The sequence below is a fragment of the Bacillus sp. GB_SG_008 genome, assembly GCF_052038115.1.
Classification (GTDB): domain Bacteria; phylum Bacillota; class Bacilli; order Bacillales; family Bacillaceae_G; genus Bacillus_A; species Bacillus_A rhizoplanae.
This window is the reverse complement of record NZ_JBPZSK010000002.1, coordinates 316,918-332,071: the sequence shown is the minus strand read 5'-3', so window position 1 is coordinate 332,071 and position 15,154 is coordinate 316,918. Positions and strand designations below refer to the sequence as shown.

The window sequence follows — 15,154 nt, the reverse complement described above, 5'->3', positions numbered from 1 at the left end:
GCCTTCACCCTTCTGCTTTTAGTTCTAGTAATAAATCACGAAGCTCAGCTGCCCGTTCAAAATCAAGCGCTTTTGCAGCTTCTTTCATTTCCGCTTCCATTTTTGCAATAACATTTTCTCGTTCTTTTTTCGTCATTTTCTTAGAAGTTAGTGGTGCTGTCTCATACGTTTCTGTATCTTCCGCAGCCATCGTTGCACGAATAACATCGCGCACCTCTTTTTGAATTGTTTTTGGTGTAATCCCATGTTTTTCATTGTATGCTTCTTGAATTTGACGACGACGCTTCGTTTCATTGATTGCAATTTCCATCGATTTTGTAATTCGGTCTGCATACATCACAACATGACCATTTGCATTACGTGCTGCCCGGCCAATTGTTTGAATAAGCGAACGCTCTGAACGAAGGAATCCTTCTTTATCTGCATCTAATATTGCTACAAGCGACACTTCTGGAATGTCGAGCCCTTCACGAAGTAGGTTAATACCAATAAGCACATCAAACTTCCCTAGACGAAGATCACGAATAATCTCAATCCGTTCTAATGTTTTAATTTCAGAATGCAAATAATTTACTTTAATACCAACATCCTTCAAGTAATCAGTTAAATCCTCTGACATTTTCTTTGTTAATGTTGTAATTAAAACGCGCTCATTTTTTGCAATTCGGTCGTGAATTTCTCCTAATAAATCATCAATTTGTCCTTCGATTGGACGCACATCAATTTGCGGATCTAAAAGCCCAGTTGGACGAATAATTTGCTCCACAACTTCCGGTGCATGTTCTAGTTCATACGGCCCCGGCGTTGCTGATACGTACACAACTTGATTCGTTTTCTCTTCAAACTCTTCAAACATAAGCGGTCTGTTATCTAGCGCTGATGGCAGACGGAATCCATGATCGACAAGCACTTGTTTCCGCGCTTTATCTCCGTTGTACATCGCTCTTACTTGCGGCACTGATACATGCGACTCATCCATCACGATAAGAAAATCTTTAGGAAAATAATCTAATAATGTATATGGTGTTGAACCAGCTGGACGGAGCGTCAAATGACGGGAGTAGTTCTCAATCCCTGAACAAAAGCCCATCTCACGCATCATTTCTAAATCGTAACGTGTCCGCTGCTCTATCCGCTGCGCTTCTAATAATTTACCGTTATCATTTAATTCCTTTAAACGTTCTTCTAATTCTTTTTCAATATTTTCAATGGCAACTTTCATTTTTTCTTCGCGTGTAACGAAGTGAGATGCCGGGAAGATTGCCACATGCTCACGTTCTGCTAATACTTCACCTGTTAATGCATTCACTTCTCGAATGCGATCAATCTCATCGCCAAAAAACTCAATCCGAATACAATGTTCATCAAGGGATGCTGGAAAAATCTCAACTACATCCCCGCGCACGCGAAACGTTCCACGCTGGAAGTCAATATCATTACGGCCGTATTGTACATCAACAAGTTCACGAAGCAATTGATTGCGTTCCTTCTCCATACCAACGCGTAAAGAGACAACAAGTTCACTATATTCTTCTGGAGAACCTAAACCGTAAATACAAGACACACTCGCTACAATAATGACATCATCTCGTTCAAATAAAGCCGATGTCGCTGAGTGACGCAATTTATCAATCTCATCATTAATTTGTGCGTCTTTTTCAATAAACGTATCGGTTTGTGGTACATACGCTTCCGGTTGATAATAGTCGTAGTAACTAACAAAATATTCAACCGCATTGTTCGGAAAGAAATCTTTCAACTCACTATATAGCTGTCCTGCTAACGTTTTATTATGAGCCATTACAAGTGTTGGCTTCTTCACTTCTTTAATGACATTTGAAATCGTAAATGTCTTACCCGTTCCTGTCGCTCCAAGCAACACTTGATGTTTCTTACCATTTTTAATCCCAGCTACCAGCTGCTCTATCGCTCTTGGCTGGTCACCTTGCGGGGAATATTCTGAGACAATTTCAAATTGATGTTCCAAATAAATCCGCCCTCCTCGTAAAAAATCTGTATTCTCATTTTACCACGAATGCTCATAAAAAAACCAAAAAAACGAACAAGCATTCGATAAACAATTCGACAGCGTTTCTACAAATCTAATATGTAATAACAAAAAAGAGGCTTATTTACTAAGCATCTGCCCATGGTTATTCATGAGGTACCTTCAGCAAAAAATAACTGATATACTCATGATTTCCTTTACATTCACTTAGTTTACAGCTTACGTCTTCACCGCTTTTTTCTTCCATGATCCCTTTACACACATCACTTTTTTTCCTTTATGACTTCCTCCAAATTTATCGTTGGAATCATCAAAAAGATAGTTTATATTGATTCCATCATAATCTAATGTTTGAAAAATCGGATCTCCTTCATCTGTATAATTCACAATACGCACTTTATTCCGCATTAACGGGCAATAAGACCCCCACTGATGGAAGTTTCGCTTAATACTACCATCCAAAATGAAATTTAGCGTAGCAATAAAAACACCTATACAAATATCGACAAGAAGTCCATCGTTTTTTGTATAGGTAGAATTTTCTAAAAATTTTATATTTACAATGCCCATTTTTCATATTACAATACGTTTAAAGATTCGACATTATACGACAACTTGATCTTAATGTTCAGAATATTATAACAACTATGAGGGTGAGGGATTTATATGGATCTATTTCGAAAAAAATCGATTTCCGCAATGTTAGCACAATCGCAGCAGAAAGGAGCTTCTTTAAAAAAGGATTTAGGGGCATTTGATTTAACAATGTTAGGAGTCGGCGCCATTATCGGAACAGGTATTTTCGTTCTTACCGGCGTTGCCGCAGCCGAACATGCAGGACCAGCACTTATTTTATCGTTTATTTTATCAGGTTTAGCCTGCGTATTCGCGGCACTATGTTATTCCGAATTCGCTTCAACTGTACCAGTATCAGGTAGTGCATACACTTACAGCTATGCAACATTTGGAGAAATAATCGCTTGGATTTTAGGATGGGATTTAATTCTAGAATACGGATTGGCATCTTCAGCCGTTGCATCTGGTTGGTCAGGATATTTCCAAGGATTATTAGCTGGATTTGGCATTAAACTGCCGCATGCTTTAACAAGTGCTTACAACCCTGCGGCTGGAACATATGTAGACGTACCGGCAATTTGCATTATTTTCATCATGACATTGTTATTAACAAGAGGCGCAAAAAAATCAGCTCGTTTTAACGCTATTATGGTAGCTATCAAATTATTTGTTGTTCTTCTATTCATCGGTGTTGGTGCTTTCTATGTAAAACCTGAAAACTGGACACCATTTATGCCATTTGGCTTCTCTGGCGTAACAACTGGAGCTGCAACTGTATTCTTTGCTTATATTGGATTTGATGCTGTATCAACAGCTGCTGAAGAAGTAAAAAATCCACAGCGTAACATGCCAATTGGTATTATCGCTTCCTTAGCAATCTGTACAATCTTATATATCGTTGTTTCATTAATATTAACAGGAATCGTTCCCTACAGTCAGTTAGACGTAAAGAACCCTGTAGCATTTGCACTGCAATATATTCATCAAGATTGGGTTGCCGGCCTTGTCTCTTTAGGAGCAATTGCTGGGATTACAACAGTGTTACTCGTTATGTTATATGGACAAACACGTTTATTTTATGCAATGAGCCGCGATGGCCTACTGCCAAAAGCACTTTCTCGTGTAAGCCCAAAAACGCAAACACCTGTTATGAATAGCTGGATTACAGCAGCTATGGTTGCTTTCTTTGCTGGCTTCGTTCCATTAAGCAAGCTAGCAGAACTAACAAACATCGGTACATTATTCGCATTCATCGTTGTATCAATTGGCGTTATCATCTTACGCAAAAAACAGCCAGACTTGCCGCGTGCCTTTAAAGTACCATTCGTACCATGGGTTCCAATATTAGCAATTCTATTCTGCGGATACCTAACATTACAGCTTCCAGTAACAACATGGATTGGCTTTGGCGTTTGGTTAGTTATCGGTTTAATTGTATATTTCAGCTACGGATATAAAAACAGTACTTTGAGAAACGAACAAAAAGACGACGCCGCATAAAGGGAAACTTCCATTCGGAGATGCTTTTCCTCCGAATGGTTAGTTGAACCAATCGGGCCCTTACAGACGGTTTGCTTCTCTTCCTTGCCTAACTTCTTACCGGCTGTTTGGGCGGGATAAAGTGAAACTTCCTTCTAGGAGCGTTTTTTTCCCAGAAGGTTAGTTGAACCAATCGGGCTCTTACAAGCAGTTCCTCTTCTTGCACTCCCATCTTTTCTTACTGCTTGTTAGAGCGGGATAAAGTGAAACTTCCCTCAGGGGTTTTACTATCCGATAATACGAGGTAACAAAAAAGCTGTTGTCCATTAAGGGCAGCAGCTTTTTTATATATTGACATACACCAAATTCACGTAGCTCAAACAAGATGTTTTCAACTTGAATGAACAGCTAGCTCGTCACGCATTGTCCACACGTGTTTTCTACTTATGGAATACAATGTATCAAAAATAAAGAAAAGAGGTTTAACATCAATATGCCTGATCATCATGACAAATCTGATGAGGAATGTCTTAAAGATAAATCAAATACTCATAACTGTTTTTTTGGAAATCATACAATTGGATCAACAAATTCCCCAGTACTAGTTCTCATACCAGGAGGCACTAGCCATCAACCTGTTTTTCAAGATTTTACTGATAATCAGAATAAAACATTACTTCAGTTGAATTCTGTCTCATTAAAAGGTGGAGATCCTTTACCTTTGGCGGTAACCATTATATTAAAAAGCCCCTGTAATCCTATTACCGCTATAATTACAGAAAGTACAAGAATATTTCAAGTAGAAAACTTTAAGAGCTTGAGTGTCTCAAATCTTGACTCTACTCAAGGTGGATTACATGTATTCATCAAAAAAATTGATCTGTATCTGCCGTGAGAAATAAAGGGCACGGAAAGAGAAAGAGATGTTATCCTAGCGCGGCAACATCTCTTTCTCTTTCTCTTTCTTTTTCTTTTTCTTTTTTGGGAAAATAACATAAGAGAGAGTAATAAGCGTATCTACAAAAAAAACAATTCTCCACACTTTACTCACACGATTCGCGATTTCATTTAAAAATACATCTGCATCAAAACTAGCTATATTTTCAAGCGGCACCAATCCATACAAAAAGAAAAATACAATGTGCGTACCAGCAAATAAAACAAAGTGAATCCCCCAATGAAATAGCTCTTGCTTCGTATGTGCCCAGCCCGTTAATTCTACTGGTTCTTCTATAATCGGCAATGCTTCTCCCCGCCGCTTTGCAATGAATCGCTGTATACGTAAATCTAACCTTCTTAAATCTTTCTTTCCGTAAAAAACAGCATACAATAATATGATTACGATAATAACTTGAAACTGTGAAAACTTCCCGGTTTCATAATAATCAACGACACCTAACGTTAAAATAAATAATTCATTTAGCAATAACACAATCCCTACTATAAAACTTGCTTTATGTAAACGAAATCCATAACGGAGCAAAAAGAAACTAATTGCGGTCGTCCAAAACACAATTTCAGTGCCAACTAAAAATGCCCAGCGATACTCGATTAGTATATTCATTATTTCTCCTCACCTTTTATATACACTTCAAATGCAGCATCCATATATTGTAGAAGTTCTTCTTCAATCGGATACATATTCATCATTTTTGACTGCTCTTTTGACTTGCGCACTTCCCACAATTTATCTAAAAACGCCTCATCACCGTTTGCCATTTCTCTGCATTTCTCTAGAATAATGCCAGTAATGCCTTGTACTTCTGCATCACTTGGTGCTTTCTTCTTTTGCATGAGCTGACGCATTCTCTTTAATAAAATAATCCACTCTTGCACTTCCGCATTTTGCTCGCTCATGTTTGGTAAATTTTTAATTAGTTGTTCTTCTTCCTGTGAAAATGCTTGTTGCTGAAATAATTGCCGCATACGTGGAGACTGCTGTGAAAGCTGAATAAGTTCAAACATAATATCCCAATTGAATGCCCCTTCCAGATCAGTGGAATATAAAACAGCTTGCAACATTTTTTCCATGCGAGAAAACTTCTTCTGTTCTTCTTGCACGAACAACAACTGATTTTGCAAAACCTCTTTAAAAATGGAACGTTCTTTTTCTAACATATTCGTAATTTCTTTTAAAGGGAAACCCATTTCTTTCAAAAACAAAATTTGCTGTAATTTCAGTACATCGCATTCACTATATAGCCGGTGTCCGCCTTCTGTCTTTCCACTTGGCTCTAACAAACCAATCTGATCATAATATCGAAGCGTTCTTACTGTCACACCTGTTTCCTTTGTCAGTTGTTGAATAGAAATCATTTCCATCACCCTTTCGTTTTCATTATAAAAGGTGACGTAACGTTAGCTTCAAGAGATTTTATAAAAATAAAGAGCCGTTCACATCTAAGTTCGTGTAAACAGCTCTTATAGAAATAATTCTTATTCATCATCTTCAAGATTTTTAAGCTTTCGTTTCTCCCGTGCACAAATCGAGAAAAAAATCGCACTACCAGTCGCCATAATTGGAAACTCCCATCCTGTTTTCCCTTTTGTTATCATGTCGTAGAATGTCCAAATTAAAAGGCATGTACTATAAAACATAAAGGTGTATCTAGAGGCTTTTCCAGTTACATACCAGTCATATTCATCAGCCCGTCTTTTCATCATTCATTTCTCCTTATTCCAACGTAAAAATCTCTTCCACACTCATCTTAAAATACTTCGCAATCTTCAACGACAACTCCAAACTTGGATTGTAATGATGATTTTCAATCGCAACAATTGTTTGACGCGTCACTTGCATTGCTTTTGCCATCTCTACTTGCGTAATATGATTTTGTTTTCTTAATTCTTTAATTCTGTTTTGTACACTCATAGAATCCACCTTTAAAAAGTAAAGATATCTTTACTTTTATTATAAATATTTTCCAAAATAAGTAAAGATATCTTTACAAAATTTCCAATAAAAAAAAGGACTTGCCCAGCAAGTCCTCTACACAAAATGCAATACATATACAAGCGTATACCCAAGAACAGAAAGCAGTACCGATTCAATCAAGCCTGCAACAAATGCTTTTGTTCCTAGTTTACGAAATGTCTTAAATTCTACATTTAAACCTAGCCTAGCCATTGCCATGAGCATGTAGGGAACAATTACAATATCGTTTGCAATTGTTTCAGGTACAATTCTATTTTCAAATCCGATTGTTTTCCCCATCTCCGCTGCATGATGAAGGGCACGTGCTTTTTTAGTGGCCGCTAACTTGATCTACATGTGCAATGTGTTTCCGTCCAAAAGCAACGACCAGCATGGCCAAGAATACAAATACAGCGCCAATTACGAAAGGAACATGTGGAGTATACGTTTCAGCAAGCTTATTTGCCAACCAAGGTCCGATCGCTCCGCCGATGAAACGGACGAAGCTGTATGCTGCGGAGGCCGTAGCACGCTCTACTGGTGCAACCTGCATAACCGCTGTAGTGATCAAAGTATTATTCGTTCCCAAGAATAGGCCTGCGATGATAACAGAAACAATAATAACTGTTCTTGATTCTGTCCAAATTCCCATTGCCAAAAGAGTTAATGCAAACAAGGCTAACATCGCGCACATTGATTTAATCGTTCCAAATCTGGCTTGAAGCTTCGGAGCAACAAAGACGGATGTGATAGCGAGACAAATTCCCCATCCAAGGAACACATATCCCAATCCATGCTCATCCAATCCCATGACGAATGGAGCATATGCCATTAACGTGAAAAATCCGATGTTATAAAGGAATGCTGTAATCCCAAGTCTTAATAATCCAGGGAATTTCAATGCTTTGATCGGATCAAGGATAGAGCTTTTTACTTTCGGCTTTGCAACCTGAGGCATTTTTAATAAAAGAGCAAAAAAAGCGATGATCATTAGCACGCTTACCCCGTAGAACGGGCCGCGCCAAGAAATAGAGCCTAATTCTCCGCCAAGCAGCGGGCCTACGGAAATACCAAGCCCGATGGCTGCTTCATACAAAATGATTGCTTTGGTGGTTCCGCCTACAGATAAACTTACTATCGCAGACAACGCTGTGGCAATAAACAATGAGTTACCAAGTCCCCATCCACCGCGGAAAGCGACAATTTGCCATATGCCGTCTGAAGAACCCGCCAGTGCCGAAAAGACGATGATAAATAGAATACCGGTCAATAAAGTCCATTTAATGCCAATCCTGCTGGAGACAACGCCGGTGATCAGCATCGCAATCCCAGTAATCAAGTTATAACTTGAAAATAGTAAGGAAACCTGGCTTGGGGTTGCATGAAGTTGTTCTGCAATCGCAGGTAAAATAGGATCGACAAGTCCTAAGCCCATGAAAGAAATGATTGAGGCAAAAAAGATAACCCAAACGACAAGCGGCTGTTTGGCCGATTGGTTTTGGGCACTAAGTGAATATGATTGATTTGAATTCATCCATTCCAAACTCCTTTATATATAGTTTTGGGGCGAGTTCAACCTACCGTTTACGGGTCTCTGATTGATATCTCTTATCCATCCCCTTTATATTGAAAAAGCTATGATTGCAATTTCGTTACAAATATTAGTATAAAACTTTCTAACCTTGACGTCAACGTCAATTAAAGTGGACAAAAGAATGATTTTATTAATAACTTCCTCTTCTTCGTTAGCGTAAACTGCTTGTTTTTTCTGAAAAGCTCTGGTTGTAGTATAATATTCTTGAGCTAAAAAGCTCCATCCTGTTAGTGTAATAGTAAAAATAAAGAAATATAGGAGCGGAATGATGGACGGAATAAAAATAGATGACGTAGCGAAACAAAGCGGTTTAACGAAACGAACCATCAGATATTACGAACAAATCGGACTGCTGCCTGCTCCCCCGCGAAGTGAAGGAGGCATAAGATTATATTCCCAGGAACATATTGACTTCCTGAAAAAAATCACAAATGCCAAAGAAGTAATGGGCTTTTCCCTTCAAGAGCTTCAGCAATTCATCGCGCTCAGCGACACGTTAGAGCTTCACAAAGCGGATTACAGGCAAGTAAAAGGCACAAGTGAACAAACAGAAAAGTTAAGAAAAGTAGTAAATACTATCGAAGAGCAGCTGAACTTCATCGAACAAAAAAAGAAAAACCTCTTAAAGGTCGAAGAAGATTTAGTCTCACTTAGGGACCGTGCGAAAGCAGCGTTGGTTCGATTTGAGGAAGAAGAATCTGGGCAATAGGAAACACATCTCCATCAAGGTAAAGTAATTAAATACCCCTGCCCACCAAGCTAATATTTTGAAGTACCTCCAAAACAAAAATTTTATCCCTCCACAGTTGTCTACGAGAATTCAGCTCATTTTCTTCATTTTGGGGAACAATGAATTTCTTAACTTGATGGCGATGGGAAAAAGCCCTATCAAGCCTATTTGATTGCTAGATACATATTCTAAGAATACGGATTTATAAAAAAACTGCCGAACCATAACGTTCAGCAGTTTTTTTTATCTATTCCAAACTCCATTTGATCGTATCATAATCCTCGGTCTTCTACGCAAAATGTAATACCTTTACGAGTATATATCCAAGAACAGAAAGCAATACCGATCCAATCAATCCTGCAACAAATGCTCTTGTTCCTAGTTTACGAAATGTCTTAAATTCTACATTTAAACCTAGCCCAGCCATCGCCATTGCCATAAGCATGTAAGAAACAACAACAATATCGCTTGCAATTTTTTCAGGTACAATTCCTAATGAATGAAACGCACTAACTGCTAAGAAGCCAAAAATAAACCACGGAATCGGAACATCACGCCAAGATTTCTTTTCCCCCGATTCTTCTCCGCGCTGAAACCATATGCCAATTAAAATTGCCACAGGTACAAGAAAGGCAACGCGCGTTAACTTCATAATTACCGCAATATCAACCGACTCGCTTCCACCAGGTGCTGCTGCTGCAATCACATGAGCAATCTCATGCAATGTTGCACCCGAAAAAACACCATATTCATACGGAGACAAATGAAGTACAGGATATAGTAGCGTATATGCTAATGTGAAAATGGTTCCTAAAATCGCAACGATCGCTGCACTAACCGCTACTTCTTCGTCCTTTGCTTTTACTTGTGGTCCAATCGCAATAACTGCTGCTGCTCCGCAAATCGCTGTTCCGCATGCTGTTAACATGCCAAGCTTCTTCTCCACTTTATAAACACGTGTTAATGCATATACAACAATAAGTGTAAACGTAATGACAATTGCCGCCATAACCAATACCTTCGGGCCCGCCTTCACAATATCAACTAAATTTAACCGCATACCGAGTAATATAATCCCTAGACGCAGTAGTTTTTTACTCGCAAAATTCGTTCCTGCGATCGCTTGACTTGGTACACCAATTGCCGCTCTCCATACCATTCCAATTAGAATAGCAATCACTAATTGGCCCATAATACTTAAAAATGGAAGCTGCGCCAAATATCTTGCAACAATAGCAATAAGTAACGTAATCCCAATACCTTGCGCAAATCCAAAACGCTTCTCCTTTTGTAACTCTAACATTTGTTCCATTTTATACCACTCCAATAATCATCTTATAACATGCATGTTCGTTCTACTTTCATTATAAGAGTATTTTAATCATAAGTTTAATACTAATATGATATCTCAATCATCAAGAAAACTTATGATAAAATAAAGTGAAACTTCCATCAGTGAACGATTTTTTTCACTGATGGTTAGTTGAACCAATCGGGGTTTTACTGCCCGTTAATGCGGGATATAACGATAAACGGAAGCGGCTCGTTCAGAATGGGAGAGGGATGGAGTTTCTGACAAAGAGGTGCTCTTTACCTCGGCGGAAGAAGCAAAGCCACCGACCACTCTTGCCGCTAGAGCTGGACAATAAGAAAAGCGGAGCCGACTATTTTATTCACCGAAAGGAATGAGTCTCATAAACACCGACATTTTAAAAATTTTTGTAACAGTCGTAGAGCAAAAACACTTTTCAAGAGCTGCCGAAATGTTGAATCTTTCACAGCCCGGGGTAAGCATGCACATTCGCAATTTAGAAAATGAATTTGGTACAACGCTCATTCAACGCTCACCAAAACATGTGCAAGTCACAGAAGCTGGGAACATTTTATACATACATGCAAAACAAATGCTCACTCTATATGAAGAAGCAAAACAAGAAATTCATGACCTGCATAATATTGTTACGGGTACACTGCGCATTGGCGCCAGTTTTACAATCGGAGAATATCTTCTTCCCAAGATATTAGCAAACTACGCGAAGGAACATCCGCGCGTTGAAGTTCATACCTTTATCTCGAATACAGAAGAGGTCTTACAGGGAGTTCGCTCGAATCAACTAGATATTGGCTTAGTAGAAGGGCAAGTGATATACACAGATGTAGACGTAGAATCATTTATGGAGGATGAAATGAAGCTTGTCGTTCCACCAAATCATCCTCTTACAATGACAAGTCCGATTGATACAAACATACTGCAAGATCAAATATGGGTGCTCCGCGAAACCGGTTCAGGAACGCGAGCTTACAGCGACCGCTTCATCCATGACCATCATCTAAAAATGAAGCGTTACTTCACATTTAGCAGCATTCAAAGTGTAAAGGAAGCCGTTGCTGCCGGACTCGGAATTGCGATTTTATCAGATTGGACGGTACGTAAAGAACTGCAAGCTGGCGAAGTATGTCATATACCTGTCCCAAACGAAAAGCTCATGCGCCCTTTTTCTATTGTACGAGGAAAATATTTCATTCCTTCCAAAGCGATTCAAGTATTCTTAGATCATGTGCAAAACTTTGCGGATAAACATAGTTGACCTTTACACTAATGTGAAGGTTTAGAATAAGGAGAGAAGGAGTGATGGTTTTGCGCATCGGAGAATTATCTAAACATACAGGCGTAAGTGAACGCTCCCTACGGCATTATGAGGAAAAAGGCTTGCTTATTTCAAAACGGCTCACAAATGGCTATCGTGATTTTGATGAAGCGATGATTGAAAAAGTAGAGCTCATTCAAATGTATTTACAGTTAGGTTTAAACTTAGAAGAAACCGCGCGAATGCTGCGCTGTTTAGAAATAGAGCCACACTTTTATGATAATCCATGCAGCAGTATCATTACGCTTTACGAAGAAAAGCTCGCTGAAGTAACAAAGCAGATTTCGTTACTTTCTCATATCCAAACGAACTTACAAAAACACGTTACGCTGTTGAAACAAAGGAAAGAAAGGAATTGATAAATATGTTCGTTTTACACGGAAGTTCACGTTCAAATGGGAATACAGAACAATTAACGCATATGATGCTAGAAGGCGTACATGCTGAAGAAGTATATTTACGCAATCATACAATCCAACCAATTACAGACCAGCGTCATGATGCAGAAGGCTTTCAACCTATCGACGATGATTACGAAGGTATCATTCAGCGTATGCTTGAGCATGATACAATTGTGTTTGCAACACCACTTTATTGGTACGGTATGAGCGGATATATGAAAAACTTTGTGGATCGCTGGTCGCAAAGCTTGCGGGATGCATCACTTCATTTCAAAGAACGTATGCAAGGGAAAAAAATGTATGTTGTCATTGTCGGCGGTGACAATCCAAAATTAAAGGCACTCCCGCTTATTGCACAGTTTCAATATATTTTTGACTTTGTAGGAGCTTCTTTTGAAGGTTATATGATTGGGGCTGCCAACGCACCAGGCGAAATCGTGAATGATAAAGAAACAATAGAAAAAGTAAAAGTATATAATCGTACTTTCAAGCAAAAATAATTAACAGAATGATTTGACAAATACATCTCCATACACATACAATAAATGTAAATTTATGAAAGGAAGGTACATCGGCCAATGAAGTTCTAATTCTCTTTTTTATTCATCCATCACAAATAGTGAAACGAAATGATGAAAACTAGAAGAGGATTAGTATGCCCTTTTGTCGATAACTTTCTTTTGACATGAACATGTAAAAAATACGTGTACTGTTTTTTTGTGCATACCTTTTTACATACTATGGGTGACGTATATCCTCTCTAGTGAAACTAGGGAGGTTTTTTTATGACCATTTTAACAGCACGAAACATTGAAAAAAGCTATGGTGATCGTACTTTATTTACATTACAAGCACTTGATATTCAGGCGCATGACCGTATTGGAATCGTCGGTGTAAACGGTGCAGGGAAATCAACGCTATTACAAATATTAAGTAAAGAAATAGAACCTGATTGCGGAACAATCGACCACTACGGTTCCATCGCTATCATTCCGCAGTTCCATGAAGAGACATTAGAAACAGCTTCTTCTCTTTCAAAAGGACAATGGGGAATTTCTCATGTCACAACGAATATGAGCGGCGGCGAACGCGAACGTTTAAAAATTGCTCATGCTCTTGAACAAGAAGCATCTATCTTATTCGCTGATGAACCAACGAGTCATCTCGATATGTATGGCACAGAACAACTAGAGAAAGCATTACAATCTTATAAAGGAGCAATCCTTCTAATTTCCCATGACCGTTCCTTGTTAGACGCCATTTGCACAAAGATTATCGAAATTGAAGATGGCTCTGTTCGTGAATATAAAGGAAATTACACAAACTATCGCGAGCAAAAAGAACAGCAAAGGCAGCGCCAACAATCAGAATATGAACAGTATACGAAAGAAAAACAGCGCTTAGAAACAGCAATCACCAGCAGACTACAGCGAGCTGCCGGTATGACAAAAATCCCAACTCGCTATAGTTCTTCTGAATCTAAGCTATATAAATCAGGAGCCGCTTACAGCCAAGGGAACGTCCAAAAAGCCGCCAAAGCATTAGAAACGAGATTAGAGCAATTAGAAAAGAAAGAAAAGCCAAGGGAAATTGTGCATGCAAAGTTTGATGCACAGTACCACGCACCGATTCACAGTAAAACGGTTGTGCAGTTTAATAAGGTTACGAAAAAGATTGGAAACCGCAGCCTCTTTCACAATATAAATGGAAGTATGGCTCCGGGCGCAAAGCTTGCTATTCTCGGAAAAAACGGGAGCGGAAAAACAACACTATTTCATATGATTGAAGCAAATGAACGAGGAATTCAACTTTCGAAAAGCTGTAAAATTGGTTACTTTGAACAAACATTAGCAATTCTGCAAAGTGACAAAACCATTTTACAAAACGTTATGGAAGAAACACGTTATGACGAATCATTTGTACGAACGATTCTTGCACGTCTTCTCTTTCGAAGAGAGGATGTTCATAAACAAGTGAACGTATTAAGCGGCGGCGAACGCGTGAAAGTAGCGCTGGTCAAAATTTTCTTAGGAGACTACAATATGCTCCTTCTTGATGAACCGACAAACTATCTAGATCTCGCCACTCAAGAAGAACTAGAACAAATGCTACAAGATTATCCTGGTACTGTTTTATTCATTAGTCACGACCGCACCTTTGTTCATAAAATTGCTGATCACATTTTACACCTAGATGAAGAAGCACCACGACTCTTTCAAGGGAATTATGAACAGTATACAAAGCGGACAGAACAAGCTTCTATCAATCCAGCAGAGCAGGAACTGTTGCGCTTACAAACAAAGTTAACAGAAGTAATCGGGCGCATTTCAATGCCAGGACGTCATGATAATGTTATTCTTCTTGAAAATGAATATGAGCAATTGCTACGTCAAATTCAAGAATGCAGAACACGCCTACTCTAAAAATGAAAGAAAAAGGCAGATCACACTGCCTTTTTCTTTCATCTGAAATCAAACATGATTAAAATTTATTCCACGTTAACACATCATCAAGCGGAAGACGAACTTTTTCAAAACCAGCTTTAACTGCTTTACCTACATAAATTAACATGACAGGTTCAAGGTTTTCTGGAACGTTAAAAGCTTCTACAAACTTCTGCGGATGAAAACCGCCAATCGGCACAGTATCAAAGCCTTTTGCTTTTGCTGCTAACATAAGTTGCATCGCTACTAAACCACCATCAATCATCGCCACACGAGTAGCTTGCTCGTTAGAGAATTTTCCAATGAACGGATCCATATGATAACAATCTTAATTTATTTACATAAAAAGAACCCTTACTC

Annotated in this window: 16 protein-coding genes and 1 pseudogene; 7 read left to right on the top strand and 10 right to left on the bottom strand. The window is 38.7% G+C overall.

What is annotated here, in order from left to right; genetic code table 11:
- Window positions 1–4: 4 nt before the first annotated feature.
- Both uvrB and ACTDJC_RS06605 read right to left on the bottom strand, forming a co-directional pair.
- Window positions 5–1,987 (bottom strand): excinuclease ABC subunit UvrB, encoded by a 1,983-nt coding sequence (uvrB, locus tag ACTDJC_RS06610; protein WP_253630861.1) that lies wholly within the window; start codon window positions 1,985–1,987, stop codon window positions 5–7.
- Between the two features lie 240 nt (window positions 1,988–2,227).
- Window positions 2,228–2,578, bottom strand: a complete 351-nt coding sequence (locus ACTDJC_RS06605; RefSeq protein WP_440602949.1) for a DUF4362 domain-containing protein — start codon at window positions 2,576–2,578, stop codon at window positions 2,228–2,230.
- Between the two features lie 96 nt (window positions 2,579–2,674).
- Between ACTDJC_RS06605 and ACTDJC_RS06600 the strand changes: the two genes are divergently transcribed.
- Window positions 2,675–4,084, top strand: a complete 1,410-nt coding sequence (locus tag ACTDJC_RS06600) for an amino acid permease (RefSeq protein WP_098308389.1) — start codon at window positions 2,675–2,677, stop codon at window positions 4,082–4,084.
- 472 nt (window positions 4,085–4,556) lie between these two features.
- Entirely contained in the window at window positions 4,557–4,958 is a 402-nt protein-coding gene (locus ACTDJC_RS06595; RefSeq protein ID WP_440602948.1) for a hypothetical protein, read from the top strand.
- A gap of 36 nt (window positions 4,959–4,994) precedes the next feature.
- Here ACTDJC_RS06595 and ACTDJC_RS06590 read toward each other — a convergent pair whose 3' ends face one another.
- The 6 genes and pseudogenes from ACTDJC_RS06590 to ACTDJC_RS06565 form a co-directional block, all read right to left on the bottom strand.
- Entirely contained in the window at window positions 4,995–5,627 is a 633-nt protein-coding gene (locus ACTDJC_RS06590; RefSeq protein WP_440602947.1) for a hypothetical protein, read from the bottom strand.
- A complete protein-coding gene (locus ACTDJC_RS06585; RefSeq protein ID WP_440602946.1) occupies window positions 5,627–6,385 on the bottom strand; it encodes a MerR family transcriptional regulator in 759 nt (252 codons plus the stop codon). The genes ACTDJC_RS06590 and ACTDJC_RS06585 overlap by 1 nt, the downstream gene beginning before the upstream one ends.
- A gap of 114 nt (window positions 6,386–6,499) precedes the next feature.
- Window positions 6,500–6,724, bottom strand: a complete 225-nt coding sequence (locus tag ACTDJC_RS06580; protein ID WP_440602945.1) for a hypothetical protein — start codon at window positions 6,722–6,724, stop codon at window positions 6,500–6,502.
- A 13-nt stretch (window positions 6,725–6,737) separates the two neighbouring features.
- Window positions 6,738–6,935 (bottom strand): helix-turn-helix transcriptional regulator, encoded by a 198-nt coding sequence (locus ACTDJC_RS06575; protein WP_440602944.1) that lies wholly within the window; start codon window positions 6,933–6,935, stop codon window positions 6,738–6,740.
- A 117-nt stretch (window positions 6,936–7,052) separates the two neighbouring features.
- A pseudogene (locus ACTDJC_RS06570) lies at window positions 7,053–7,247 on the bottom strand (YeiH family protein); the annotation flags it as partial.
- Window positions 7,248–7,308: 61 nt separating this feature from the next.
- A complete protein-coding gene (locus ACTDJC_RS06565) occupies window positions 7,309–8,511 on the bottom strand; it encodes an MFS transporter (protein WP_440602943.1) in 1,203 nt (400 codons plus the stop codon).
- 328 nt (window positions 8,512–8,839) lie between these two features.
- Here ACTDJC_RS06565 and ACTDJC_RS06560 point away from each other — a divergent pair, with 328 nt between their 5' ends.
- Window positions 8,840–9,280 (top strand): MerR family transcriptional regulator, encoded by a 441-nt coding sequence (locus ACTDJC_RS06560; RefSeq protein WP_098308380.1) that lies wholly within the window; start codon window positions 8,840–8,842, stop codon window positions 9,278–9,280.
- Between the two features lie 310 nt (window positions 9,281–9,590).
- Here ACTDJC_RS06560 and ACTDJC_RS06555 read toward each other — a convergent pair whose 3' ends face one another.
- Window positions 9,591–10,613 (bottom strand): YeiH family protein, encoded by a 1,023-nt coding sequence (locus ACTDJC_RS06555; RefSeq protein WP_440602942.1) that lies wholly within the window; start codon window positions 10,611–10,613, stop codon window positions 9,591–9,593.
- A gap of 382 nt (window positions 10,614–10,995) precedes the next feature.
- Between ACTDJC_RS06555 and ACTDJC_RS06550 the strand changes: the two genes are divergently transcribed.
- The 4 genes from ACTDJC_RS06550 (at window position 10,996) to abc-f (ending at window position 14,773) form a co-directional block, all read left to right on the top strand.
- A complete protein-coding gene (locus ACTDJC_RS06550) occupies window positions 10,996–11,889 on the top strand; it encodes a LysR family transcriptional regulator (RefSeq protein WP_098308501.1) in 894 nt (297 codons plus the stop codon).
- Window positions 11,890–11,939: 50 nt separating this feature from the next.
- Entirely contained in the window at window positions 11,940–12,308 is a 369-nt protein-coding gene (locus ACTDJC_RS06545; protein WP_440602941.1) for a MerR family transcriptional regulator, read from the top strand.
- A gap of 5 nt (window positions 12,309–12,313) precedes the next feature.
- Entirely contained in the window at window positions 12,314–12,850 is a 537-nt protein-coding gene (locus ACTDJC_RS06540) for a flavodoxin family protein (RefSeq protein ID WP_440602940.1), read from the top strand.
- Between the two features lie 285 nt (window positions 12,851–13,135).
- The gene (gene abc-f, locus ACTDJC_RS06535) at window positions 13,136–14,773 is read left to right on the top strand and encodes a ribosomal protection-like ABC-F family protein (protein ID WP_440602939.1); all 1,638 of its coding nucleotides are present in this window, start codon (window positions 13,136–13,138) and stop codon (window positions 14,771–14,773) included.
- Between the two features lie 58 nt (window positions 14,774–14,831).
- Here abc-f and ACTDJC_RS06530 read toward each other — a convergent pair whose 3' ends face one another.
- Entirely contained in the window at window positions 14,832–15,110 is a 279-nt protein-coding gene (locus ACTDJC_RS06530; protein ID WP_440602938.1) for a nitroreductase family protein, read from the bottom strand.
- Window positions 15,111–15,154 lie beyond the last annotated feature (44 nt).